Annotated in this window: 18 protein-coding genes, 2 pseudogenes and 1 riboswitch; of the genes and pseudogenes, 9 read left to right on the forward strand and 11 right to left on the reverse strand. The window is 75.6% G+C overall.

All coding sequences use genetic code 11. From position 1 onward, the window contains the following. Positions 1 to 43 precede the first annotated feature (43 nt). Positions 44 to 637: a GNAT family N-acetyltransferase gene (locus C5N14_RS00935; RefSeq protein ID WP_117664877.1), complete on the reverse strand. Its 594-nt coding sequence runs from the start codon at positions 635 to 637 to the stop codon at positions 44 to 46. Between the two features lie 224 nt (positions 638 to 861). On the opposite strand from C5N14_RS00935, the gene C5N14_RS00940 reads away from it, so the two are divergent. The 3 genes from C5N14_RS00940 to groL all read left to right on the forward strand — a co-directional run bounded on the left by C5N14_RS00940 (position 862) and on the right by groL (position 4,237). Continuing rightward, on the forward strand, positions 862 to 1,065 hold the full coding sequence (locus C5N14_RS00940) for a cold-shock protein (RefSeq protein ID WP_117664878.1): 204 nt from the start codon (positions 862 to 864) through the stop codon (positions 1,063 to 1,065). A gap of 135 nt (positions 1,066 to 1,200) precedes the next feature. Then, positions 1,201 to 2,298, forward strand: a complete 1,098-nt coding sequence (locus C5N14_RS00945; RefSeq protein WP_117664879.1) for a hypothetical protein — start codon at positions 1,201 to 1,203, stop codon at positions 2,296 to 2,298. A 316-nt stretch (positions 2,299 to 2,614) separates the two neighbouring features. Continuing rightward, on the forward strand, positions 2,615 to 4,237 hold the full coding sequence (gene groL / locus C5N14_RS00950; RefSeq protein ID WP_117664880.1) for a chaperonin GroEL: 1,623 nt from the start codon (positions 2,615 to 2,617) through the stop codon (positions 4,235 to 4,237). A gap of 75 nt (positions 4,238 to 4,312) precedes the next feature. Here the strand turns inward: groL and C5N14_RS00955 are convergent, their stop codons facing one another. From C5N14_RS00955 to C5N14_RS00965, 3 genes are all read right to left on the reverse strand, one after another. Continuing rightward, on the reverse strand, positions 4,313 to 4,558 hold the full coding sequence (locus C5N14_RS00955; protein ID WP_165878008.1) for a hypothetical protein: 246 nt from the start codon (positions 4,556 to 4,558) through the stop codon (positions 4,313 to 4,315). A 101-nt stretch (positions 4,559 to 4,659) separates the two neighbouring features. Continuing rightward, positions 4,660 to 5,598 carry a GNAT family N-acetyltransferase gene (locus C5N14_RS00960; RefSeq protein ID WP_117664881.1) on the reverse strand — a complete coding sequence of 313 codons (939 nt, stop codon included), beginning with the start codon at positions 5,596 to 5,598 and terminating at the stop codon, positions 4,660 to 4,662. A 111-nt stretch (positions 5,599 to 5,709) separates the two neighbouring features. After that, the gene (locus tag C5N14_RS00965) at positions 5,710 to 8,142 is read right to left on the reverse strand and encodes a S8 family serine peptidase (protein WP_117664882.1); all 2,433 of its coding nucleotides are present in this window, start codon (positions 8,140 to 8,142) and stop codon (positions 5,710 to 5,712) included. A 27-nt stretch (positions 8,143 to 8,169) separates the two neighbouring features. Between C5N14_RS00965 and C5N14_RS00970 the strand changes: the two genes are divergently transcribed. Further along, the gene (locus C5N14_RS00970) at positions 8,170 to 10,038 is read left to right on the forward strand and encodes a glycerol-3-phosphate dehydrogenase/oxidase (protein ID WP_117664883.1); all 1,869 of its coding nucleotides are present in this window, start codon (positions 8,170 to 8,172) and stop codon (positions 10,036 to 10,038) included. 112 nt (positions 10,039 to 10,150) lie between these two features. Here the strand turns inward: C5N14_RS00970 and C5N14_RS00975 are convergent, their stop codons facing one another. Further along, entirely contained in the window at positions 10,151 to 11,551 is a 1,401-nt protein-coding gene (locus C5N14_RS00975; RefSeq protein ID WP_117664884.1) for an FAD-binding oxidoreductase, read from the reverse strand. A 36-nt stretch (positions 11,552 to 11,587) separates the two neighbouring features. On the opposite strand from C5N14_RS00975, the gene C5N14_RS00980 reads away from it, so the two are divergent. After that, on the forward strand, positions 11,588 to 11,854 hold the full coding sequence (locus tag C5N14_RS00980) for a DUF4031 domain-containing protein (RefSeq protein ID WP_117664885.1): 267 nt from the start codon (positions 11,588 to 11,590) through the stop codon (positions 11,852 to 11,854). Between the two features lie 117 nt (positions 11,855 to 11,971). Here C5N14_RS00980 and C5N14_RS00985 read toward each other — a convergent pair whose 3' ends face one another. Then, complete coding sequence (locus C5N14_RS00985) at positions 11,972 to 12,634, reverse strand: metal-dependent phosphohydrolase (protein ID WP_117664886.1); 663 nt, start codon at positions 12,632 to 12,634, stop codon at positions 11,972 to 11,974. A 66-nt stretch (positions 12,635 to 12,700) separates the two neighbouring features. Between C5N14_RS00985 and C5N14_RS00990 the strand changes: the two genes are divergently transcribed. Further along, the gene (locus C5N14_RS00990) at positions 12,701 to 13,960 is read left to right on the forward strand and encodes an aromatic acid exporter family protein (protein ID WP_243639029.1); all 1,260 of its coding nucleotides are present in this window, start codon (positions 12,701 to 12,703) and stop codon (positions 13,958 to 13,960) included. A 7-nt stretch (positions 13,961 to 13,967) separates the two neighbouring features. Here C5N14_RS00990 and C5N14_RS00995 read toward each other — a convergent pair whose 3' ends face one another. Beyond that, positions 13,968 to 15,227 carry an aminotransferase class V-fold PLP-dependent enzyme gene (locus tag C5N14_RS00995; protein WP_117664888.1) on the reverse strand — a complete coding sequence of 420 codons (1,260 nt, stop codon included), beginning with the start codon at positions 15,225 to 15,227 and terminating at the stop codon, positions 13,968 to 13,970. Positions 15,228 to 15,275: 48 nt separating this feature from the next. Beyond that, positions 15,276 to 15,395, reverse strand: a riboswitch (SAM riboswitch). Positions 15,396 to 15,419: 24 nt separating this feature from the next. On the opposite strand from C5N14_RS00995, the gene C5N14_RS01000 reads away from it, so the two are divergent. Further along, on the forward strand, positions 15,420 to 16,910 hold the full coding sequence (locus C5N14_RS01000; RefSeq protein ID WP_165878009.1) for a PrsW family intramembrane metalloprotease: 1,491 nt from the start codon (positions 15,420 to 15,422) through the stop codon (positions 16,908 to 16,910). 18 nt (positions 16,911 to 16,928) lie between these two features. Here the strand turns inward: C5N14_RS01000 and C5N14_RS31920 are convergent, their stop codons facing one another. Beyond that, positions 16,929 to 17,096, reverse strand: a complete 168-nt coding sequence (locus tag C5N14_RS31920) for a hypothetical protein (protein ID WP_165878010.1) — start codon at positions 17,094 to 17,096, stop codon at positions 16,929 to 16,931. 134 nt (positions 17,097 to 17,230) lie between these two features. Continuing rightward, positions 17,231 to 17,578, reverse strand: coding sequence for a co-chaperone GroES (locus C5N14_RS01005; protein WP_117664889.1), 348 nt, complete (start codon positions 17,576 to 17,578; stop codon positions 17,231 to 17,233). 142 nt (positions 17,579 to 17,720) lie between these two features. On the opposite strand from C5N14_RS01005, the gene C5N14_RS01010 reads away from it, so the two are divergent. Continuing rightward, positions 17,721 to 19,079, forward strand: a complete 1,359-nt coding sequence (locus C5N14_RS01010; RefSeq protein WP_117664890.1) for an AI-2E family transporter — start codon at positions 17,721 to 17,723, stop codon at positions 19,077 to 19,079. A 73-nt stretch (positions 19,080 to 19,152) separates the two neighbouring features. Here C5N14_RS01010 and C5N14_RS34040 read toward each other — a convergent pair. Next, positions 19,153 to 19,839: pseudogene (locus C5N14_RS34040) on the reverse strand (ATP-dependent DNA helicase); the annotation flags it as partial. 114 nt (positions 19,840 to 19,953) lie between these two features. Beyond that, positions 19,954 to 21,315, reverse strand: a pseudogene (locus tag C5N14_RS34045) (ATP-dependent DNA helicase); the annotation flags it as partial. A 137-nt stretch (positions 21,316 to 21,452) separates the two neighbouring features. Here C5N14_RS34045 and C5N14_RS01020 point away from each other — a divergent pair. Then, positions 21,453 to 21,959: a DUF402 domain-containing protein gene (locus tag C5N14_RS01020; protein WP_117664891.1), complete on the forward strand. Its 507-nt coding sequence runs from the start codon at positions 21,453 to 21,455 to the stop codon at positions 21,957 to 21,959. Position 21,960 lies beyond the last annotated feature (1 nt).

The following is a 21,960-nucleotide window of genomic DNA, read 5'->3' on the forward strand; positions in this document are numbered from 1 at the left end:
TCCGTACCGCCCCCTCCGTACCGCCCGCTGCGGGCCGGGGCGCTCAGGCCGGCCGGCGCATCTGGAGTTCGCGCAGGGCGGGAATCCTCGGGTGGGGGACCCGGACGCCCGTGTCGACGAAACCCAGCCGCTGGTACGCCCGGTAGGCGCGGTCGTTGCCGACCACCACCTCCAGCATCAGCTCCGGCCGGCCGCACTCGCGGGACCAGGCGGCCACCGCGTCGACCAGTTCCGCGAGCAGGCCGGTGCCCCGTCGCCGCGGCGTGACGTAGACGGCGTACACCACGGTCAGGCCCGGCTCGTCCGGGGCGACCGTGCCGCCGGCGTGCCCCAGGAACCGGCCGGCGGGACCGCCGGAGCGGTCGGTGCCCGGGTCGGCGACGAACTGCGCGGTGTGCCGGCCGACGGCGACCGAGGCGATCCGGGCGGCGTAGTCGGCGTGCGGGCGGGCGGCGGCGTCCGCCAGGGTCTCCAGGAAGGCCAGCGGGGCGTCGGCGAGCATCTCCAGCCGCAGCGCGCGCATCCGGGCCGCGTCCCACGGGGTCACCCGGCGGACGACGGCCGCCCGCCTGGCCGGGGCGGCCGTCCCGCCCGACCCGAGAGGCCCGGCAACCGAAGGGCGGGGACCTGCTGTCATCCCGCATGCTTACCGCAGTGACGTACGCCTATGTAGCTCCGGGTGGAGGTCGGTCCGATATAGCCCCTTTTGCGGTCGTGCGCTGCCGTGACGGCTCGTGTACCGTGCGATTTCGGTCACTGTTTTCGGGGTCGTCGTCGACCCCGGAGCAGGTGGTCCGGGGCCGCCGGTTCCCGCCGGCGTCCCGCCGGTTTGGCAGGCCGCGCGACGTGAGGAAGTGCACCGTGGCACAGGGCACCGTGAAGTGGTTCAACGCCGAAAAGGGTTACGGCTTCATCGCCGTCGACGGGGGACAGGACGTCTTCGTCCACTTCTCCGCGATCGAGATGGACGGCTACAAGGCGCTGGACGACGGACAGCGGGTGGAGTTCGAGATCGCCCAGGGGCAGAAGGGCCCGCAGGCCGAGCGGGTCCGCGTCGTCGTCTGACCGCTCCACCGGTTCGGGGCCTGCGAGCCCCTGCACCGGCGGCCGGTCGTCGAACCACCCGGTGGCGGGGCAGCGGCGCGGAGCCGCGCCAGGGAAGATCATGAGCCGTTCCGGCGTCGCCGCTGAGGAGGGCTCATGTCCCAGGCACCCCCACCCGATCCGTCCCAGCCGGACATCGGTGCGCCCGGCTCCCCGCCGGGCTGGGGGCCCGCCGCGCCCGAACAGCGGGGCGGGTCCGCCGGGTGGGCGTACCCGCAGCAGCCGACCGCTCCCGGCGCCTACGCCGGGCTGCCGGCCTACCCGGGCCAGCAGCCGTACCTCGGGCCGGCGGTGCCGCCGGGCTACCCACCCGGCTATCCGTCGCGGGCCGCGCCCTGGCCGCCGCCCGGCTACGACCCGACCGACCCCCTGGTCACCCTGCCCGGGGAGGGCCTGAGCGGCTGGTTCTCCCGGTGCGCCGGCGCGCTGCGGCGCGGCTGGCGGGTGCTCGTGCCGGTCCTGGCGCTCGCCCATGCCCTGCCCACGCTCGTGCTGATGCTGGTGATCGTGCCGCTGTACCCGGTGCCGTCGCTGGAGCCCGCGGTGCCCGGCGGGCCGCCGCCCCCGCTGCCCGACGGCTACCTCGCCGACCTCGGCGTCTTCTTCACGGCGCTGCTCGGCTTCGGCTGCCTGCTCGGCTTCGTCCAGGCGGTCGGCTGGGCGGCCGGCACCTGGGTGGTGACCCGGCAGGCCGCCGGCGAGCCGGTGTCGGTCGGCGCCGCCCTCGCGTACGGCCTGCGCCGGGCACCGGCGGTGTGGGGCTGGACGCTGCTCTACGGCCTGCTGGTGCTGCTCGGTCTCCTGTTCTGCTACCTGCCCGGCCTGTACGTGATGGCCGCGCTGAGCCTGTTCGGCCCGGTGCTGCTCTTCGAGCGGGGTGCCCCGCTCGGCCGGGCCCGCCAGCTCTTCCACGCCCGGCTCGGGCCGGTGCTCGGGCGGATCACCCTGGTCGCGCTGGTCGCGTCCCTGATCTCCCTGGTCGTGGCCCCGGTGCAGGTTGCCGCCGGGCTGGTGGCCGACCCCGCCGACACGGCCTCGCTGGACGCCTGGAACATCGCGTATGCCGTCGGCGCGGCCCTGGTGGCCGTCCCGAGCGGCCTGGCGTACCTGATCGGCCTGGTCGTCACGTACGCCGAGCAGCGCGCGTACGAGGGTCCGGTGACCGCCGCCCGGCTGGCGGGTGAACTCGGCTGAACCGGCCGGCGGGCCGTGCTGGTCAGGACGCGTGGGTCGGGCCCGGACACGGCATCGTGCTTGCACTCGGCAAGGCAGAGTGCTAAACAAGTCATTGGCACTCGCATACCGTGAGTGCCAGCGGTCGGGGCGGTGGGGCCACGGCCTCCCGGCGGGCAACCGTCGGGTGGCACATGGCCGGTCGTCGCGGGCTATCCGGCCCGGCCGAGGAGACGTCGTCGTCGCCAGGTGGCGACGTCTCAAGGTGCGTACACCAGGCGGCCCATCCGGGACACACACTCGGGTGGCCCGTGAGTGTCCAGGAGGACAACGCCGTATGGCCAAGATGATCGCGTTCGACGAAGAGGCTCGCCGCGGCCTCGAGCGGGGCATGAACCAGCTCGCCGACGCCGTGAAGGTGACCCTCGGCCCCAAGGGCCGCAACGTGGTGCTCGAGAAGAAGTGGGGTGCCCCCACCATCACCAACGATGGTGTGAGCATCGCCAAGGAGATCGAACTCGAGGACCCGTACGAGAAGATCGGCGCCGAGCTGGTCAAGGAGGTCGCGAAGAAGACCGACGACGTCGCCGGTGACGGCACGACGACGGCGACCGTCCTGGCCCAGGCCCTGGTTCGCGAGGGCCTGCGCAACGTGGCTGCCGGCGCCAACCCGATGGCCCTGAAGCGGGGCATCGAGGCCGCCGTGGCCAGCGTCTCGGAGGAGCTGTCCAAGCTCGCCAAGGACGTCGAGACCAAGGAGCAGATCGCCTCCACCGCCTCCATCTCCGCCGGTGACAGCACCGTCGGCGAGATCATCGCCGAGGCGATGGACAAGGTCGGCAAGGAAGGCGTCATCACCGTCGAGGAGAGCAACACCTTCGGCCTGGAGCTTGAGCTCACCGAGGGTATGCGCTTCGACAAGGGCTACATCTCCGCGTACTTCATGACCGACCCGGAGCGTATGGAGGCCGTCTTCGACGACCCGTACCTCCTGATCGTCAACAGCAAGATCTCCTCGGTGAAGGACCTGCTCCCGATCCTGGAGAAGGTCATGCAGTCGGGCAAGTCGCTGCTGATCATCGCCGAGGACATCGAGGGCGAGGCGCTCGCCACCCTCGTGGTCAACAAGGTCCGTGGCACCTTCAAGTCGGTCGCCGTCAAGGCGCCGGGCTTCGGTGACCGCCGCAAGGCCATGCTGGCCGACATCGCCATCCTCACCGGTGGCCAGGTCATCAGCGAGGAGGTCGGCCTCAAGCTGGACGCCGTCGGCCTCGACATGCTGGGCCGCGCCCGCAAGGTCGTGGTGACCAAGGACGAGACCACCATCGTCGACGGTGCCGGCGACGCCGAGCAGATCCAGGGCCGGGTCAACCAGATCCGGGCCGAGATCGACAAGAGCGACTCCGACTACGACCGCGAGAAGCTGCAGGAGCGCCTGGCCAAGCTGGCCGGCGGTGTTGCGGTGATCAAGGTCGGCGCGGCCACCGAGGTCGAGCTCAAGGAGCGCAAGCACCGCATCGAGGACGCCGTCCGCAACGCGAAGGCCGCCGTCGAGGAGGGCATCGTCCCGGGTGGTGGCGTCGCGCTGGTGCAGGCCGGCAAGAGCGCCTTCGACAAGCTGGACCTGACCGGCGACGAGGCGACCGGCGCGCAGATCGTCAAGATCGCGCTGGACGCCCCGCTGCGGCAGATCGCCGTCAACGCCGGCCTTGAGGGCGGCGTGGTCGTCGAGCGCGTCCGCAACCTCGACGCGGGTCACGGCCTGAACGCCGCGACCGGCGAGTACGTCGACCTGCTGGCCGCGGGCATCATCGACCCGGCCAAGGTGACCCGGTCGGCGCTGCAGAACGCCTCGTCGATCGCGGCGCTCTTCCTCACCACCGAGGCCGTCGTCGCGGACAAGCCGGAGAAGACCCCGGCTGCCCCGGCTGGCCCGGGCGGCGGGGACATGGACTTCTGAGTCCAGCTCCACCGAACGCCGAAGGGGCGGGCCGCCGACACGGCCCGCCCCTTCCGTCGTCTGCCGGCCCGCCGGTCACGTCGGCAGGGGCCGCTGGTTGCGTCGCTTCCGGGGCCGGTCGTACGGCGGGTGGATGCGGATCGGCTCGTCCACCAGGACCACCGGCTCCTCGGCCGGGGGCTCCTCGGCCTCCGTCATCTCCGCGAGCTGCTCGGCGTCGCCGTAGTCCAGCCGGTCGAACGGCAGTTGTCCCGGGATCTCCTCGACCGGCACCCAGGTGACCGGCTGCGCGTCGTCGGTCTGCTCGTCGTCCGTGCTCATGACCGCCTCCTCTACCCAGACGGTAGGGGCCGTCGATGGGCCCACGCGGCCGAACGGCGCTATACAGGCCCATGCCCGATTCGCGGGCCGGGGCGTCCCGCTCAGCCGGCGGCCGGCAGCGACTTCCGGTACAGGAAGAAGACCCGCTCGATGCGGGCCCCCGCGCTGCCCGAATAGAAGGGCACCGGGCCCACCCAGCCGATCTGGGCGGACTGCACCCCCTCGGCCCGCTGGTCGCGCAGGCACCGGCGCAGCAGCACCCCGCCGATCCCCGTGCCCTCCGCCTCCGGGGCGGTGCCCATCGGGCCGAACCAGCTCGGCCGGGACGAGCCCCAGGCTGCGAAGCCGAGGACCCTGCCGTCCCGTTCCGCCAGGTGCGCTCCGGCGCCGGGCCGCCCCAGCGAACCGGCCAGCTCGCCGTCCCACGCGCCGCCGAAGGTGGACCGGGCGAACGCGGCCAGCGCCGGCAGGTCAGCCGGGTCCGCGCGCCGCACCGTGACGCCCCGCCCGGCCAGCCGCCGCTCCGCCGGCTCCGTCGTCCGCAGCGCGGGCGACCCGTCGTACGACAGGTCGGCCGTCATGTTCCAGGCCGTACGGTCCTGGGCGTAGCCCAGCGCCAGCGCGGCGCAGACCGCCGGGGTGTACCGCACGTCGATCCCCGGCCAGGCGTAGTACGGCGGGTTGCCGGCCAGCAGCACCTCGGTCGCGCCCCGCCCGGCGAGGTCGCGCTCGGCCCTGGTCAGCAGGGCCCGCCCGACGCCCCGGCGGCGCCGCTCGGGGGCCACCGCAACCAGGTCGACGTGCCCGACCCGGGGCTGCCCGCCGGAGAGCGAGGCGATCAGCACGCCGACCAGCTCCGTCCCGTGGTACGCGCCCAGCCCCAGCACCGTCCGGTCCGCCCTGGCGCGGGTGTGCAGGGCGTCCACCACGGCCGCCGCCTCGGCGGCGTCCTCCGGCAGGTCCAGCGCGCGCCGGCACAGGTCCACCACGACGGGCAGCGCGTCCGGGGTCAGCTCGGCCAGGGTGGTCTCCGCGTCCATGGTCGCCGACCCTAGATCACCGACGGCCCCGGCGCACCTGCCGGCGGCCTGCCGCCCCGGCGGAGCGGCGGCGGTGGCGAGGACGCCTCCGCCGGCGAGCGGCCCCCGCGGTCACCCGCCGCGGGCGGCGCGGACGGCCGCGTACGCGTCGACGAGGCCGGCGCCGGTGATGTTCGCGTCGCCGCCGCAGGCGTCGGCCGGGTTGCGGGAGCGGTACGTCGCTCCGGCCGGGGTGGCGGTGTCCCGCAGGATCCGCCGGGTCCGGTCCAGGTCGCCCACCAGGGCCGGGTTCGCCGACCACATCAACGCCACCACCCCGGCCACCTGCGGCGTGGCCATCGAGGTGCCGTCCAGGGTGGCGTACGTGCCGCCCGGCATCGCGGAGAGCACCCCCACGCCCGGGGCGACCAGGTCGGGCTTGGTCGTGCCGGGCACCGGGCCCCGGCTGGAGAAGGCGGCGACCTCCCGGTCCCGGTCCACCGCCCCGACGGTGAACACGTCCGGATACGTTGCCGGCGGATCCTCGATCGACCCGCAGTACGGCCCGGTGTTGCCGGCCGCAGCGACGACGAAGATGCCGGCCGCGTCCAGGGCCGCCGTCGCCGGCCGCAGCGCCGCCGGGTCGCAGCCCTCGATGGGCGGGCAGCCCCACGAGTTCGTCAGCACCTGCGGGGCCCGCTCGGGCCGCCCGTCGGTGAACGGGTCGCCGCCGGTCGGGAACGGGGCCAGCATGAACTGGAGGCAGTCGAGGTAGCGGGCCGGGTTGCCGAGGTTGCGGTCCAGGTTCACGCAGCCGACCCAGCTCGCCCCCGGGGCCACCCCGATGCCGCCGCGCCCCACCGCGCTGCCCGCCGTGTGGGTGCCGTGCCCGCCCTGGTCGGTCGGTGCGGTCGTGTGGTCCCACGGGTCGTACCAGGAGTCGTCGCCGCCCCGGAAGCCGGCGGCCAGCGCGGGGTGCCGGCCGTCCACCCCGGAGTCCGAGCTGCCCACCACCACGCCGGTGCCGGTCACCCCCAGCCCGGACCACACCCGGTCCGCGCCGATCAGGGACACGTTCCAGGCCGGCCCGGCCGGCGCCGGCGCGTCGCCCCGGCTGGTCGGCGCGGCGGCCGGCAGCGGGCGCAACCGCTGGCTGACCAGCACCCGCGCCACCTCGGGCCGGCCGGACAGCCAGGTCCGCACGGCCGGGCCGCCGTCCACCTCGATCGCGTTGACCAGGTAGTAAGGCGTCGGGTCGAGCCGCAGCCGGGCCAGGTCGCGGCGCAGGCCGGGCTGGCTGCGCTCGGCTGTGGCGACGAGCCGGCGGTAGACCTCCCGGGCCCGGGCGTCCCGGCCGTCCCGCCCGGGCGCGCCGGCCGCGATCCCGCTCAGGTCGGCCTGCTCGCGCAGGACCACCAGCAGCCGCTCGCCGTGCAGGCCGGGCTGGCCGGGCCCGAGGTACACCGCCGCCGCCCCGGCCAGCAGGACCGCGGCGGTCGCCGCCGCCACCGGCCGGCTGGGCGTCCGGCCGCCCGGGCGGGCCAGCAGCACGCCGTACGCGACGGACAGCACCGCGGCCACCGCGAGCCCGGCGGCGGCGGTGACCGCCACCCAGTACGGCACGTCGCGGGTGGCCGCCAGGATGAGGGTGATCTCCTCCGGGTCGGCGAAGGCCAGCGGCCCGAACACGCCGAGCCCGACGAGCCAGCGCGCCGGGCCGGGCCCGGCGGGCCCGCCCGCGCGGGCGGCGGGGACCTGGAGGGCGGCCAGCACGAAGCCCAGCGGCGGCAGGGTCAGCAGGGCGGGCAGTTGCGCCCCGGACTGCCCGGTCCCGGCGGCGACGAGCAGCAGCGCCACCCCGGCGACCAGGCCGCCGACCAGCACCAGCCGGGCCGGCCGGGGCGGGCGGCCGACCGCGAAACGCGCCCAGAACCGGGCGTCGAGCAGCGCCCCGGCGAGGACGCCGACCGCCACCGCGGCGACCGCCGCGAGGACGGTCTCCAGCAGTCCTCCGAGCGCCCCGAGCCACGCCCAGGGCAGCACCGTAGCCACCCCGGCGGCCACCGCCAGCAGCGTCGCCGTCCCGTCCCCACCGGTGCCCGGCGGCGCCGGGACACGGCCCCGGGCGAGCCGGCCGAGCAGGGCGGCGAGCAGGCCGGCCGCCACGGCCAGGGCGGCGAGGTACGCCTCGTGGTGCACCGGCGGCAGGGCGCGCAGCAGGGCGAGCGCGCCGAAGGCCAGCAGCCCGGCGAGCCAGGCCCGGCCGGTGGCCCGGACCGCCCCGGCGCGCGGCAGCAGGGCGAGCAGCAGCACCGGCAGGCCGGCCAGCAGGACGGTGCCGCCGGCGACCACCGGCCAGAGCCAGACCGCCCGGTCCAGCCCGCTGGCCAGCAGAACCTGGTCGGTCAGCCAGCCGACCAGCTCGGCGGGGACGGTGACCGCGACCGTCCAGCAGCCGACCAGCACCGCGGACACCACGGGCCACGGGCCGGGGCGGGGCGGCGGCGGGCCCGGCACGGCCGGGGGGAAGGGCTGACCTGCGAACGGTGGGGGGCCGACCTCCATCCCCAGACAGTACGGCGTGATCACGACATGCCGCCGGACCGCCGGGACGGTTACCGTGGACGGGTGCGTGACCCCAACGTCTCCCGAACCCTCGCCGGTCAGCTCTCCCCGGCCCGCCGCGCGACCGACCTGCGCCGGCTGCGTGCCGAGCGGTTCGACGTCCTGGTCATCGGCGGCGGCGTCACCGGTGCCGGGGCGGCGCTGGACGCCGCCTCCCGGGGGCTGAAGGTGGCCCTGGTGGAGGCGCGCGACTACGCGGCCGGCACCTCCAGCCGGTCCAGCAAGCTGATCCACGGCGGCCTGCGCTACCTGGAGCAGTTGGAGTTCCACCTGGTCCACGAGGCGCTCACCGAGCGGGGGCTGCTCGCCACCCGGCTCGCCCCGCACCTGGTCCGGCCGGTGCCGATCCTGGTCCCGCTCCCCGCCGGCCGGGGCGTACGGGACATGCCGGCCCGCACCTTCCGCCGGTCCTACTACGGCCTCGGGGTGGCCGCGTACGACGCGTTCGCCGGGATCTTCGGGGGCGGCCGGGGGATGCCGCTGCACCGGCACCTCACCCGGGAGGGGGCGCGGCGGATCTTCCCCAGCCTGCGCGCCGACGCCCTGGCCGGGGCGATCCGCTACTACGACGGGCAGGTCGACGACGCACGGCTGGTGGTCACCCTGGCCCGCACCGCGGCCAGCCTCGGCGCGACCGTGGTCAACAGCACCCGCGCGGTCGGCCTGATCCGGCAGGCCCGCGAGGTGACCGGCGTCCGGGTCCGGGACCTGGAGGCCCCGCCCGGCTCGCCCGACGCCGAGTTCGAGGTGCGCGCCCGCACGGTCATCGCCGCCACCGGCGTGTGGAGCGACGACATGTCCCGGATGCTCAACGACGTCGGGCTGCGCCCCGGGTTCCGGGTCCGGGCGTCCAAGGGGGTGCACCTCGTGGTGCCCCGCTCGGCGATCACCGGCGAGACGGGGCTGATCCTGCGCACCGCCACCAGCGTCCTGTTCGTGATCCCCTGGGGCGGGCACTGGATCATCGGCACCACCGACACCGACTGGCGGCTGGACCGGTCCCACCCGGCCGCCTCGGCCCGCGACATCGCGTACCTGCTGGACCAGGTCAACACGGTGCTGGACCGGCCGCTCAGCACCGCCGACATCGAGGGCGTCTACGCCGGGCTGCGGCCGTTGCTGTCCGGCGAGGCGGACTCCACCTCGAAGCTGTCCCGCGAGCACGCGGTGGTCGAACCGATGCTCGGGCTGTTGCTGGTCGCCGGGGGCAAGTACACGACGTACCGGGTGATGGCCTCCGACGTGGTGGACCGCGCGGCCCGCCGGCTCGGCGGGGTGCGTCCGTCGCGCACCGCCGACCTGCCGCTGCTCGGCGCGGACGGGTACGCCGCGATGTGGCGGGACCGGGCCGACCTGGCCCGCCGGCACGGGGTGCCGGTCGGGGTGGTCGAGCACCTGCTGGAGCGGTACGGCACCCTCGCCCTCGACCTGCTCGCCCTGGTCGACGCCGATCCGCTGCTGGCGTCCCCGCTGGCCGGGGCCCCGGAGTACCTGGCGGCCGAGGTGACGTACGCGGCCCGCGCCGAGGGGGCGCTGCACCTGGAGGACGTGCTGACCCGGCGTACCCGGATCTCCTTCGAGACCACCCACCGCGGCCTGGAGTCCGCCGAGCACGCCGCGGAGCTGATGGGCGCGGTGCTGGGCTGGGACGCCGTGACCCGGGAGCGCGAGGTCACGCACTACCGGGCCCGGGTGGAGGCGGAGCGGCAGTCCCAGCTGATGCCGGACGACGCGACCGCCGACGCGGCCCGGCTCGGCGCTCCGGACGTGCGGGGCTTCGCGGCGGACCGGGGCGCCGACGGCGATCCCGTCGAGCTTCCGTCGTCCCCCCGGTAGCCGGCCCCCTTCCGTCGTCCCCCGGGAGCCGGCCCCTGACGGTGGCCGGGCCACCCCGGACCGGCGCCACCCCGGCCGGCAGGCGGCCGGGTCGGCCGTCGTGGACCGGGGCTCAGAGCACCTTGCCGGGGTTGAACATCCCGTCCGGGTCCAGCGCCGCCTTGATCGCCTGGTGCACCCGGACGCCCACCGGGCCGATCTCCCGGGCCAGCCAGTCCCGCTTGAGCAGCCCCACCCCGTGCTCGCCGGTGCAGGTGCCGCCCAGCTCCAGGCCGAGCCGCATGATCTCGTCGAAGGCCCGCCGGCCCCGGTCCAGGCTGGCCGGGTCGGCGCGGTCGACCACGATGTTCGGGTGCAGGTTGCCGTCGCCGGCGTGCCCCACCACGCCGATCGGGACGTCGCACTCCCCGGCGATCCGGGCCACCCCGTCCAGCAGCGCGGCGAGCGAGCCCCGGGGGACGGCCACGTCGTCGATGATCAGCCCGCCGTTCCCGCCCGGGTACGCGTCGGCGGCGAACCTCTCCATCGCCGGGTGGGCCAGCCGGCGGGCCTGCAACAGCGCCGCCGCCTCCACCGCGTCGGTGGCCGCGTACACCTCGTCGGCCCCGGCGGCCCCGCACACCTCGGCGATCCGGGCCAGGTCGTCGGCGGCCCGCGACCCGGTGTCCACGGCGGCGAGCAGCAGCGCCTGCGCGTCGGTGCGCAGCCCCATCGGCTGGTACGCCTCGATCGCCCCCAGGTGGGTCCGGTCGAGCAGCTCCAGCAGGCTCGGGGTGAGCCCCTTCGCGGCGATCTCCGCCACCGCCGCGCCGGCCTCCGCCGTCGAGTCGAAGACGGCGACGAGGGTGAGCGACTCCTCCGGGGCTGGCCGCAGCGCGACGGTCACCTCGGTGACCACGCCGAGGGTGCCCTCCGAACCGACGAAGAGCCGGGTCAGGTCGTACCCGGCGACACCCTTGGCGGTGCGCCGGCCGGTGCGCAGCACCTCGCCGGAGGCGAGCACCACCTCCAGGCCGAGCACGTACTCGGTGGTCACGCCGTACTTGACGCAGCACATGCCGCCCGCGTTGGTGGAGACGTTGCCGCCGATGGTGGACGACTCCCAGGAGCCCGGGTCCGGCGGGTAGTACAGCCCCTCCCGGCGTACCGCGCCGGCCAGCGTCGCGTTCACCACGCCGGGCTGGACCACGGCGATCCGGCTCACCGGGTCGATCTCCAGGATCCGGTCCATCGCCACGGTGCTCAGCACGATCGCGCCGTCCACGGCGTTCGCCGCGCCGGCCAGCCCGGTGCGCGCCCCCTGCGGCACCACCGGTACGCCGTGCCGGGCCGCCGCCCGGACCACGCCGACCACCTCGTCCGTGCCGCGCGGGCGGACCACCACCAGCGGCGTCCCGGCGGCGCACAGGTCGGCCTCGTCCCGCTCGTGCATCCGGAGCAGGTCCGGGTCGGTCAGGACGGCGTCGTCGCCGAGCACGGTGCGCAGGTCGGCGAGGAGGGGGGAGGCAGCCATGCAGCAGAGGCTAACTCCCGGCTAGTTTTGGTGACCATGCTGTACCTGGACCGGCCTGCCTGGCCGGCGCGCGGGCGGCTCTGGTCCCATCTGATCAGCGACGTCTCGCCCGCCGAGCTGCACACCTTCGCCGAGGCGCTCGGCGTGCCCCGCCGCGCGTTCGACCGCGACCACTACGACATCCCCGCCGAGCGGTACGCCATGGCGGTGTACCTCGGGGCCCGGGTCGTCCCCAGCCGTGAACTGGTCCGCCTCCTCCGCGCCGCCAACCTCCGTCGCCCCAAACACCTCTCCCGCCCCTGACCCCCGCCCACCACCCCCGTCGATCTTGGACTTCGGGTGCCCGTTGCAGGACCCTTCGCGCCTTTTGTTAGGCACCGCAACTCCATGATCGCGGGGGTCGGCGGGGGTCGGCGGGGGTCAGCGGAGGGTGGCGAGTTCGCGGCGGAGGTTGGCCCGGGCCGGGTGTTCCCAGCGGGCCGCCAGGGCGGGCAGCCGGTAGAGGGTGGGCAGGACCAGCAGGCCGTCGAGCACCCGGGCCCGTCCGGCCCGGAAGTCCGGCTCCGGCACGTGTGCGTACTCCCGGCGGACGGCGGCGGCGTACCGGTCGTACTCGTCGGGCGGGCCGGCCAGCACGGCCAGGTCGGCGTCGCAGAGCAGCGCGCCGTCGCGGTCCCCGGCCGCCACCGCGTGCCCGGCGGTGAGCAGCACCAGCCGCCGCACCTCCGCCACCGCCCCGGCCGGCACCCCGGACCCGGTCAGCAGCGCGTCGGCGAGGTCGGCGCTGGCCCGCTCGTTGCCGTCCCCGCCGACGCGCGGATCGTAGACCGCGTCGTGGCACCAGGCGGCGAGCCGGACCAGGTCGGGGCTGCTGGCCAGTTCGGCGTGCGCGTCGACGACGTCGAGGACGGCGGCCAGGTGCCGGACGGTGTGGTAGTGCCGGTGCGGTTCCCGCCAGCGGGCCAGCAGCCCCGCCCCGGCGTCGGCCAGCGCCGGTGAGTCCCCGGCCCCGGCACCCCGGGCCGCCGCCCGCCACCTGTCGATCAGCTCCGCCGCTCCCCGGCGGCCGTCCGAGTCCGTCACCCGATCGAGTCTGCCGGAACGGGCGAGGATTCACCGCCCCCGCGGCGGGTAGTCCCCGCCATGGCCGTGGCCCGGGACCGCCGACCGTCGCTGCTGCGGCGTGCCGGCCTGCGCCGTGGCGGGGCCGACATCGACTCGGCGCGCATCGCGGCGGCGATGGAGCAGCTTCGCCACCGCGGCAGGGCCACCCTGCACGACCGGCTGCACCGGGTCCGGATGGCGACGGGCCTGGCCGTGCAGGCCGGGCTGGCCGCCGCGCTGGCCTGGATCGTCTCCCACCACCTGCTGGGCAACCCGCAGCCGGTCTTCGCGCCGATCTCGGCGGTCGGCACCCTGGCCGCGTCGGTCGGCCAGCGGCTGCGCCGGACCGTCGAGCTGATCGTCGGGGTGGCGGTCGGGGTGTTCCTCGGCGACGTGCTGATCTACTTCGTCGGCACCGGGGGCTGGCAGCTCGGGCTGGTGGTGACGGCGGCCATCCTGCTGACCATCTTCTTCGGCGCGAGCGTGGCGGTCGTCATCCAGGCCGCCGCCACCGCCGTGCTGATCGTCACGCTCAGCCCGTCCACCAAGGACCTGGAGATACCGCGCTTCATCGACGCCTTCATCGGCGGCGGGATCGCGCTGGTGGTGACGGCGGTGCTGTTGCCGCTGAACCCGCTGCGGGTGATCAACCGGGCCGCCCGGCCCGCGCTGGACCTGCTCGCCGACCAGCTCGACGTCGCCGCCGAGGCGCTGCGCAGGCGCGACCGGGACAGCGCCCAGCGGGCGCTGGAACGGCTCCGGGAGAACAAGGAGGAGCTGAGCACCTTCACCGAGGCGATCGAGGGCGCGAAGGAGACCAGCACCCTCTCGCCGGCGCGCTGGCACCGGCGCAGCGAGCTGACCCACTACGCCGAGGCGGCCGAGCCGATCGACCGGGCGATGCGCAACAGCGGCACCCTGATCCGGCGCTCCGTGACGATGATCGAGGACGAGGAGCCGGTGCCGGAGCCGATGCCGGATGCGGTCGGCCACCTCGCCGAGTCGGTCCGCCTGCTCCGCCACGAGTTCGCCGCCGGGGCGGAGACGGAGAAGGCCCGGGAGCGGTCGCTGCGCGCGGTCAGCGAGGCCGGCCGGGCGTACGCGCAGGGGGTCGGGTTCTCCGGCAGCGTGGTGATCGCGCAGGTGCGTACCACCGCCAGCGACCTGCTGGTCGCCTCCGGCATCGACCAGGCGGAGGCCAACCGGCTGATCCGGGAGTCCTTCGGCGAGCAGGAGAAACCGAACGCCGGCCCGGCCGAGAGCGGCGCCGCCCCGAAGCCGCCGATGGCCCCGCCGCTGGGTTGAGGGGCGCTCAGCCCAGCTCGGCGAGGGCGGTGAGCAGGCGATCGACGTGCTCCGGTGGGCTACCCAGGCCGATGCTGGCCCGCAGGGCGGTCGGCGGCAGGTCCCGGTGACCACTGCGCGCGGCGGCCTCGGCGAGCAGCCGGCGGGCCAGCGGGTGGGCGCAGAACAGCCCGTCGCGCACCCCGATGCCGTACCGGGTGGCCAGCTCGGCCGCGACCTCGGCCGAGTCCCGGCCGGCCAGCACGAACGAGACGATGCCCACCCGGGGCGCGTCCGGGCCGAAGGCGCGCAACTCCACCACGTGTGGCAGGGCGGTCAGGCCGTCCCGCAGCCGCGCCAGCAGCGCCTGCTCGCGGGCGTGCAGCGCCGCCCGGTCCGCGTCGGCCAGCGCCGCGCAGACCGCCGCGAGCGCGACCGCGCCGAGCAGGTTGGGCGTGCCGGCCTCGTGCCGGGCCGGGCCGGTGGCCCACCGTACGTCGTGGGTGGCGGCCCCGACGTGACTGGTGGCGCCGCCACCGGCCAGGTACGGCGGGGCCGCGTCCAGCCAGTCGCCCCGCCCGAGCAGCACCCCCGCGCCGAAGGGCGCGTACAGCTTGTGCCCGGAGACGGCCAGGTAGTCCACGTCCAGCGCGGCCACGTCCACCGGGGCGTGCGGGGCGAGCTGGGCGGCGTCCACCGCGATCCGGGCGGCGTGCCGGCGGGCCACCCGGGCCAGCTCGGCCACCGGCCAGCGCTCCCCGGTCACGTTGCTCGCCCCGGTCACCGCCACCAGCACCGGCGGGCCGGCGGTGGCCCCGCGACGCAGCTCGGTCAGCGCCGCGTCCAGCGCCCGGACCGCCTCGGCGGGGTCGGCCGGCATCGGCAGCCGCACCGAGCCGCGCGGCCAGGGCAGCAGGTTGGCGTGGTGCTCCCCGGCGAACGTCACCACCGTGGTCCCGGCGGGCAGGGCCCGGGCCAACAGGTTCAGCGCGTCGGTGGTGTTGCGGGTGAACACCACGTGGTCGTCGGCGCGGGCGCCGAAGAAGTCGCCGATCGTCTGCCGGGCCCGCTCGTACGCCAGCGTGCAGCGGCGCGACAGCGCGCCGGCGCCGCGGTGCACGCTGGCGTACCAGGGCAGCAGCTCGGTCACCGCGTCGGCCGCGGCCCGCGCGCACGGCGCGGTGGCGGCGTAGTCCAGGTTGAGCTGGCCCGGCACGCCGAGCACGTCGAGCGGTCGCGGCGTCGCCGGTGCGGTCGACGCGAGCGGGGGTACGAGGGTGACGGTCATGGCCCGACCTCCGGGGTTCGGGACCCCGGGTGACACCCACCGGGACGGGGTCCGCGCTTGCCCAGCGCCGGACGGGGCTGGGCCCGGTCATCACCCGGGGCACCCCACCGCGAACTCGACGAGGGTTGCCGGCCAGCAAGCCGGGGCTTGACGCTGGCGCTCGTGACCTGATGACAGGATAACGGTCGACCGATGCGGCCGGAACGGCCGGCGGGGGGTGACTACGCTGACGGGATGGCCGACACCCCGCCCGGCGGCGCCGCGTCGTCGTGGACCGCGCCCGACGTCCCTCCGCCGCCCGGTGGAGCCGCCCCCCGGATGCCGCTGCGCCGGCTGGGCTGGCGGCGGTTCCTGGTGCTGGCCCTGGTGGTGCTGCTGATCGCGGCGTGCGCGGTCTACATGCTCTTCGTGCTCGGCTCGAACCTGGGGCCGCAGGCGCTGCTGATCGGCGTGGTCGCCGCGATCCTGCCGGTGCCGGTGCTGGTCTCCTGCTTCCTGTGGCTGGACCGGTACGAGCCCGAGCCGTTGAAGTACCTGATCTTCTGCTTCGCGTGGGGCGCCTTCGTCTCCACGGCCGCCTCGCTGACCGTCAACGAGTTCTTCGCCGCCCGGTTCGCCGACTGGGAGCTGCCCAACGCGCTGACCGGGGTGCTGGTCGCCCCGTTCATCGAGGAGCTGACCAAGGCGCTCGGCCCGATCCTGCTGCTGGTCTTCCGCCGCCGGGAATGGTCCGGCATCACCGACGGCCTGGTCTACTGCGGGCTGTCGGCGGTCGGCTTCGCCATGGTGGAGAACATCCTCTACCTGGGCGGCTACGGCTACGCCTCCGGCGTCGACGAGTACGGCCCGGCGACCGGGGCCCAGCAGGTCATCGCGATCTTCATCGTCCGGATCCTGCTGTTCGGCTTCGCCCACCCGCTGTTCACCTCGATGACCGGCGTGGGCCTCGGCATCGCCGCCCGGACCGCCGACCGTCGGGTGCGCTTCCTCGCCCCGGTCGCGGGCCTGCTGCTGGCGATGATGCTGCACGGCACCTGGAACCTGCTGCCGTCGCTGGCCCAGGCCACCGGGCAGGCGATGATCGCCCTGTACGGCTACCTCGGGGTGATGGTGCCGATCTTCTTCGGCATGGTCGGGTTGGCGGTCTGGCTGCGTGGCTGGGAGGGGCGGCTGACCGAGCGCACCCTGCCCGACTACGTGCGGGCCGGGTGGCTGACCCCGCCGGAGGTGGCGGCGCTGGGCAGCCTGGGCCGGCGGCACGCCGCCCGGAGCTGGGCCCGGCGGGTGGCCGGCGACGGGGGGCTCAAGGCGATGCGCGGGTACCAGTTCTCCGCCACCCGGCTGGCGCTGCTGCGCGACGGGATGCGCCGGGGGCTGGACCGCAGGCCGGCCGACCGGGAACGGACCGCGCGGGAGGAACGGGAGCTGCTGGACGCGATCACCGCGTACCGGTCGTTCTTCGTCGGCCGGGACCCGCAGGCGCCGGTCGGGAGCTGGGACGGCCACCGCTACCACCTGCGGTTCCCCGACGGCTCGCACCGGCCGGTCGACGCCCCGGACGAGCCGGTGGTGCCGATCCCGGTGGTGCTCGCCCCGCCGCCCCCGGCCCACCCCGGGCCCTACGGCCCGCCGGGCTGGTACGGTCCCGGCCCGGCCGCCCCCTGGCCGCCGGGCGCCGCCTGACGGGGGCGGGTCGGCCGGTCAGGTCATCACGCCGGTGAGGAAGTCACCGATGCCCGTGGCCATCGCCATCAGGCCCGCCCCGATCGACTTGCACATCTGCGCCGCGCTGTCCGGCCGGAACGCCACGAAGTAGATCAGGAACGCGACGCTTCCCCAGAGGAACACCTTCTTCACGAACACCGGCACGATCCCTCCCCAGGGCGCTGGACGTGCCTGGCTTCCCGTCGCCGGCAGCCGCAAACGACGCGCCGTCGGGGTGGACGACGGTGGGAGCCGGGACGAACCGGGGGGAGGGGAGCGGGAAGGGCCGGCCGGGGGCGTTACAGGTACAGGCCGGTCGAGCCGGTCGCCTCCGCCTCGACCCGCTCGGCGGCGACGGCGTGCACGTCCCGCTCGCGCAGCAGGACGTACCCCCGGCCGTGCAGCTCTACCTCGGAGCGGTCGTCGGGGTCGAAGAGCACCCGGTCGCCGGAGACGATCGAGCGGACGTGCGGCCCCACGCCCACGGCGGTCGCCCAGGCCAGTCGCTTGCCCACGGCGGCGGTCGCGGGGATCACGATGCCGGCGGTGGAGCGGCGCTCACCCTCGCTGCCGTCCACCTTCACGAGCACGCGGTCGTGCAGCAGACGGATCGGCAGGCCGGAGTCGAGGTTCTGGTCGGCGGTCACGACCGGAACGGTACCGTGTCCGGCCGGGCCGCCCGCCGGTGGTTACGCCGATGGCGGCCGGGGCAATGTGTGGCGGAACCGGCCTAGGCTGGGGCAGACGGACGTATCCTGTCCCCCCTGTCCTCCGGGCGGGTTGATTCTGATGCGGGAGGTGCGCTTGAGCCGCTTCGAGCGGGTACGCGGACGGCTCCGCCGCGCGTACGAGGCGGGCCGGCAGTCGGTGCGGCAGGCCCGCGCCGACCCGACCGGCCAGGCCGGCCCGACGGGCCACACTGCGGCGACGGACGGCGCCGACGCCCCGGGGGAACCCGGGGTGGCGTCCCCCACCGCGCCGGGCCCGGTGGCCCCGTCGTCGGCGACGGTGGTCGGCGTCGGGCCGCCCGCCGCGACGCACCACTCCACCGCCAGCCGCGACGACGCGGACGTGCCGCACGCCCTGCGGATCGCCGCCGCCTGGTCGTGGCGGCTGATCGTCGTCGGCGTCGTGTTCTGGGCGCTGCTGAAGATCGTCGCCACCATCAGCATCGTGATCATTCCGCTGGCCATCGCGCTGCTGCTCTCGGCGCTGCTGGCGCCGGCCGTCGGCTGGCTGCTCCGGGCGCGTTTCCCCCGCTCGCTGGCGACCGCGGTGGTGCTGGTCGGCGGCCTGGCCGCCGTCATCGGCACGCTGACGCTCGTGGTGAACGAGTTCATCAAGGGCGTGCCGGAGCTGAGCAAGAAGTCGTCCGAAGGCGTCCGGCAGATCCAGGACTGGCTGAAGACCGGCCCGCTGCACCTGTCCGACAGCCAGCTCACCCGGTACATCGACGAGGCGCAGGCCTGGATCAACAACAACACCGAGAAGTTCACCAGCGGGGCCGTCTCCACCGCGGCGACCCTGGCCGAGGTGCTGACCGGCATCGTGCTGGTGCTCTTCGCCACCTTCTTCTTCCTGCGCGACGGCAGCCGGATCTGGCGCTTCCTGGTCCGGCTGCTGCCGGTGGCCGCCCGGTGGAAGGTCGACGACGCCGGCCGGGCATCCTGGGAGACCCTGGGCGCCTACGTCCGGGCCACCGTGCTGGTCGCGTTCATCGACGCCGTCGGCATCGGCATCTTCCTGGTCATCTTCGACATCCCGTTCGCGTTCCCGCTGGCCGCGCTGGTCTTCCTCGGAGCGTTCATCCCGATCGTCGGGGCGGCGCTCTCCGGCGGGGTCGCGGTGCTGGTCGCGCTGGTCGACAGCGGCCCGGTCACCGCGCTGATCATCCTCGGCGTGGTGATCGGCGTGCAGCAGGTCGAGGGGCACATCCTCCAGCCGTTGATCATGGGCCGGGCGGTGGCCATCCACCCGCTCGCGGTGATCATCGGCATCGCGGCGGGCGTGGTGCTCGCCGGGATCACCGGGGCGCTGGTCTCGGTGCCGCTGATCGCGGTGCTCAACACCGCGGTCCGCCGGCTCGCCGCGCGTACCGTGCCGGACACCCCGCCGGACGCCGTGGTGGTCGCCGCGAAGGCGCCCTGACCGTGCCGTCGAGCCACCGGGCCCGTCCCCGCCGCTGCGCGGGGGCGGGCCCGTCTCTCCTCGAACGCGGGCGTCAGGATTTGCCGAGGCGTTCCAGGGCGCCCCGGGCGATCTCCGGGCGGGTGGTGTACCAGAACGGGGGCAGCGAGCGGCGCAGGAACGGGCCGTAGCCCCGCGCCGTCTCCAGCCGCGAGTCGAGCACCGCGACCACCCCCCGGTCCCCGGTGGCCCGGATCAGCCGGCCGACCCCCTGGGCCAACCGGACGGCGGCGATCGGCACGCTCACCGCCGCGAAGCCGGACCCGCCGCCCGCGTCCACGGCGGCGGCGCGGGCCGCCGCGAGCGGCTCGTCCGGACGGGGAAAGGGCAGCCGGTCGATCACCACGAGCTGGCAGGAGTCGCCCGGCACGTCCACCCCCTGCCACAGCGACATCACCCCGAACAGGCAGCTCGACCGCTCCTCGCGGAACCTCCGGACCAGCAGCGGCAGGGCCTCCTCGCCCTGGAGCAGCACCGGCAGGTCGGTCCGCGCCCGCAGCAGCTCCGCCGCCTGCTGCGCGGCCCGCCGCGAGGAGAAGAGCCCGAGGGTACGCCCACCGAGCGCGCCGACAAGCGCCAGCAGCTCCTCGCCGGCCGCCTCGGGCAGCCCGGAGACGCTGGGGCGGGGCAGGTGCGCGGCGACGTACAGGATGCCCTGCCGGGCGTAGTCGAAGGGCGAGCCGACGTCGAGCGAGCGCCAGCCCGGCCCCTCGGTCGCCGGGACGGTCCCGGTGGTGGGCCGGCTGCCCGGCGCGGCGGCGACCGGGACGGTGCCGGGCGGGGCGTCACCGCGGGCCGTGGCGACGGCCAGCGCGGCGGCGGCCGGGGACGGCGGGGCGGGCGGTGGCGCGTCCAGCCCCAGCGCCCGGGCCACCGTGTCGAACCGGCCGCCCAGCGCCAGGGTCGCCGAGGTGGCGACGACGGTGCGCTCGTCGTACAGGTGGGTGGCGAGGGTGCCGGCGACCGAGAGCGGGGCCACCACCAGCGCCCGGCGGCTGCCGTTGTCCGGCTTCTCCACCCAGGCCACGTCGTGCTCGGCCTCCTCCAGCAGCCGCTGGGCGGTGCCGGACAGCTCGTCCAGCACCGCCTTGGCCTGCTGCTTGCGGACCGGGTCCGGGTCGTCGGACTTGACGTCGCCGATCGCGTCCAGGGCGGCCCGGGTGGCCGCGTCGAGCAGCGTGCACGCCTCGCGCAGCGGCCCCGGCAGCCCGGCGGTGAGCCGGCCCGCCGGCACCTCGGCCAGGCCGACGGCGAGGGCGTCGCCGGCCTCGGTGAGCCGCTCGGCGACCTCCGGCCGGAGCAGCGGGCGGGCCCGCCGGGTGGACCGGTCGATCAGCTCCGGCACCAGCTCGGCCTGGGCGGCGGAGGAGACCCGGTCGGCCAGCTCGTGCGCCTCGTCCACGATGAGCAGCTTGTGCGGCGGGACGATGTGCCGCCCGGCGAGCATGTCGACGGCGAGCAGGCTGTGGTTGGTGACCACGACGTCGGCCTCGCGGGCCCGGGCCCGGGACGCCTCGGCGAAGCACTCGGCCCCGAACGGGCAGCGGGACGCCCCGACGCACTCCCGGGCCGGCATGGAGACCAGCCGCCACGTCTGGTCGTCGACGCCCGGGTCCAGCTCGTCCCGGTCGCCGGTGTCGGTCTCCAGCGCCCAGTCCCGCAGCCGCTGGACCTGCTTGCCGATCCGGCCGGCCTCGCCGAGCCATCTTCCGCCCCCGCCCCCGGCCCGCGGCTCCACCGCGTCGAACAGCGTGTCCGTCGGCTCGTCCTCGGTCGAGTTGTCCAGCCGGGCCAGGCAGAGGTAGTGGTGCCGCCCCTTGAGCACCGCGAAGGTCGGCCGGCGGCCGAGCAGCGGCTCCACCGCGTCGGCGAGCCGGGGCAGGTCGTGCTCGACGAGCTGGGACTGCAACGCCAGGGTCGCGGTGGAGACCACCACCGGACCGTCCACTGTCAGCGCCGGGGCCAGGTACGCCAGCGACTTGCCGGTGCCGGTGCCGGCCTGCACCAGCAGGTGCTCGCGGGAGGTCACGCACTCCTCGATGGCGGTGGCCATCTCCTGCTGGCCGGGGCGGGCCGCCCCGCCGGGGACCGCGCCGACCGCCACCGCGAGCAGCTCCCCGGCGCTCGCCCGCTTCCCGCGCCGCCGGGACGCGCTGCGGGGGAGGGCGGAACCGGGAGCGGTGCGCGGCGGAGTCACCGTGCGACGGTACCCGCCGCCGCCGACGCCGGGCACGCCCCGCCCCGCGTGGCGGCCTCACCCTACGGAATCCCACGGGCCGCATCCGGTTACTTCTCCCGCGCGACCGATGGGCGGTATCGACTAGGGTGCGACTCATGCCGAGCGACGTGGTCCGCGTGATCTACCGCAAGTACGACGGCAGCGCCCACCGCGACTACCCGGCCCGCCGCCTGGCCGAGGACGACCTCGGCGTCTGGCTCGGCGTGCCGGCCGGGACGGAGTCGGTCTACCACGGCCGGCCCTCGGTGGAGCAGATCCCCTTCGTGCTGCTGGTGCCGCGGCACGCCTGGTGGACGGGGATGTTCAACCCGCCGCCGCGGACCAGCGAGGTCTACTGCGACATCACCACCCCGGCCCGGTGGGAGGGCGGGGACACGGTCCACCTGTTCGACCTCGACCTGGACGTGGTGCGCCGCCGGGGCACCGGGCTGGTCGAGCTGCGCGACGAGGACGAGTTCGCCGAGCACCGGGAGCGCTTCGGCTACCCGGCCGACCTGGTCGCCGAGGCCGAGGCCGCGTCCCGCCGACTGCTGGTCGCGCTCGGCGACGGCAGCGAGCCGTTCGCCACGTCGTACCGCAAGTGGCTGGCGCTGGTGGTCTGAG

The organism is Micromonospora sp. MW-13, from assembly GCF_003434305.1.
Lineage (GTDB): Bacteria > Actinomycetota > Actinomycetes > Mycobacteriales > Micromonosporaceae > Micromonospora.

Coding starts and splice junctions, on each gene's coding strand:
- C5N14_RS00945 (WP_117664879.1), top strand. CDS start 1,201: ATGTCCCAGGCACCCCCACCCGATCCGTCCCAGCCGGACATCGGTGCG.
- C5N14_RS01020 (WP_117664891.1), top strand. CDS start 21,453: ATGCCGAGCGACGTGGTCCGCGTGATCTACCGCAAGTACGACGGCAGC.
- C5N14_RS00935 (WP_117664877.1), bottom strand. CDS start 637: ATGACAGCAGGTCCCCGCCCTTCGGTTGCCGGGCCTCTCGGGTCGGGC.
- C5N14_RS00970 (WP_117664883.1), top strand. CDS start 8,170: ATGCCGCCGGACCGCCGGGACGGTTACCGTGGACGGGTGCGTGACCCC.
- C5N14_RS01010 (WP_117664890.1), top strand. CDS start 17,721: ATGCGGGAGGTGCGCTTGAGCCGCTTCGAGCGGGTACGCGGACGGCTC.
- C5N14_RS01000 (WP_165878009.1), top strand. CDS start 15,420: ATGCGGCCGGAACGGCCGGCGGGGGGTGACTACGCTGACGGGATGGCC.
- groL (WP_117664880.1), top strand. CDS start 2,615: ATGGCCAAGATGATCGCGTTCGACGAAGAGGCTCGCCGCGGCCTCGAG.
- C5N14_RS00955 (WP_165878008.1), bottom strand. CDS start 4,558: ATGAGCACGGACGACGAGCAGACCGACGACGCGCAGCCGGTCACCTGG.
- C5N14_RS00965 (WP_117664882.1), bottom strand. CDS start 8,142: ATGGAGGTCGGCCCCCCACCGTTCGCAGGTCAGCCCTTCCCCCCGGCC.
- C5N14_RS00975 (WP_117664884.1), bottom strand. CDS start 11,551: ATGGCTGCCTCCCCCCTCCTCGCCGACCTGCGCACCGTGCTCGGCGAC.
- C5N14_RS00995 (WP_117664888.1), bottom strand. CDS start 15,227: ATGACCGTCACCCTCGTACCCCCGCTCGCGTCGACCGCACCGGCGACG.
- C5N14_RS00980 (WP_117664885.1), top strand. CDS start 11,588: ATGCTGTACCTGGACCGGCCTGCCTGGCCGGCGCGCGGGCGGCTCTGG.
- C5N14_RS00960 (WP_117664881.1), bottom strand. CDS start 5,598: ATGGACGCGGAGACCACCCTGGCCGAGCTGACCCCGGACGCGCTGCCC.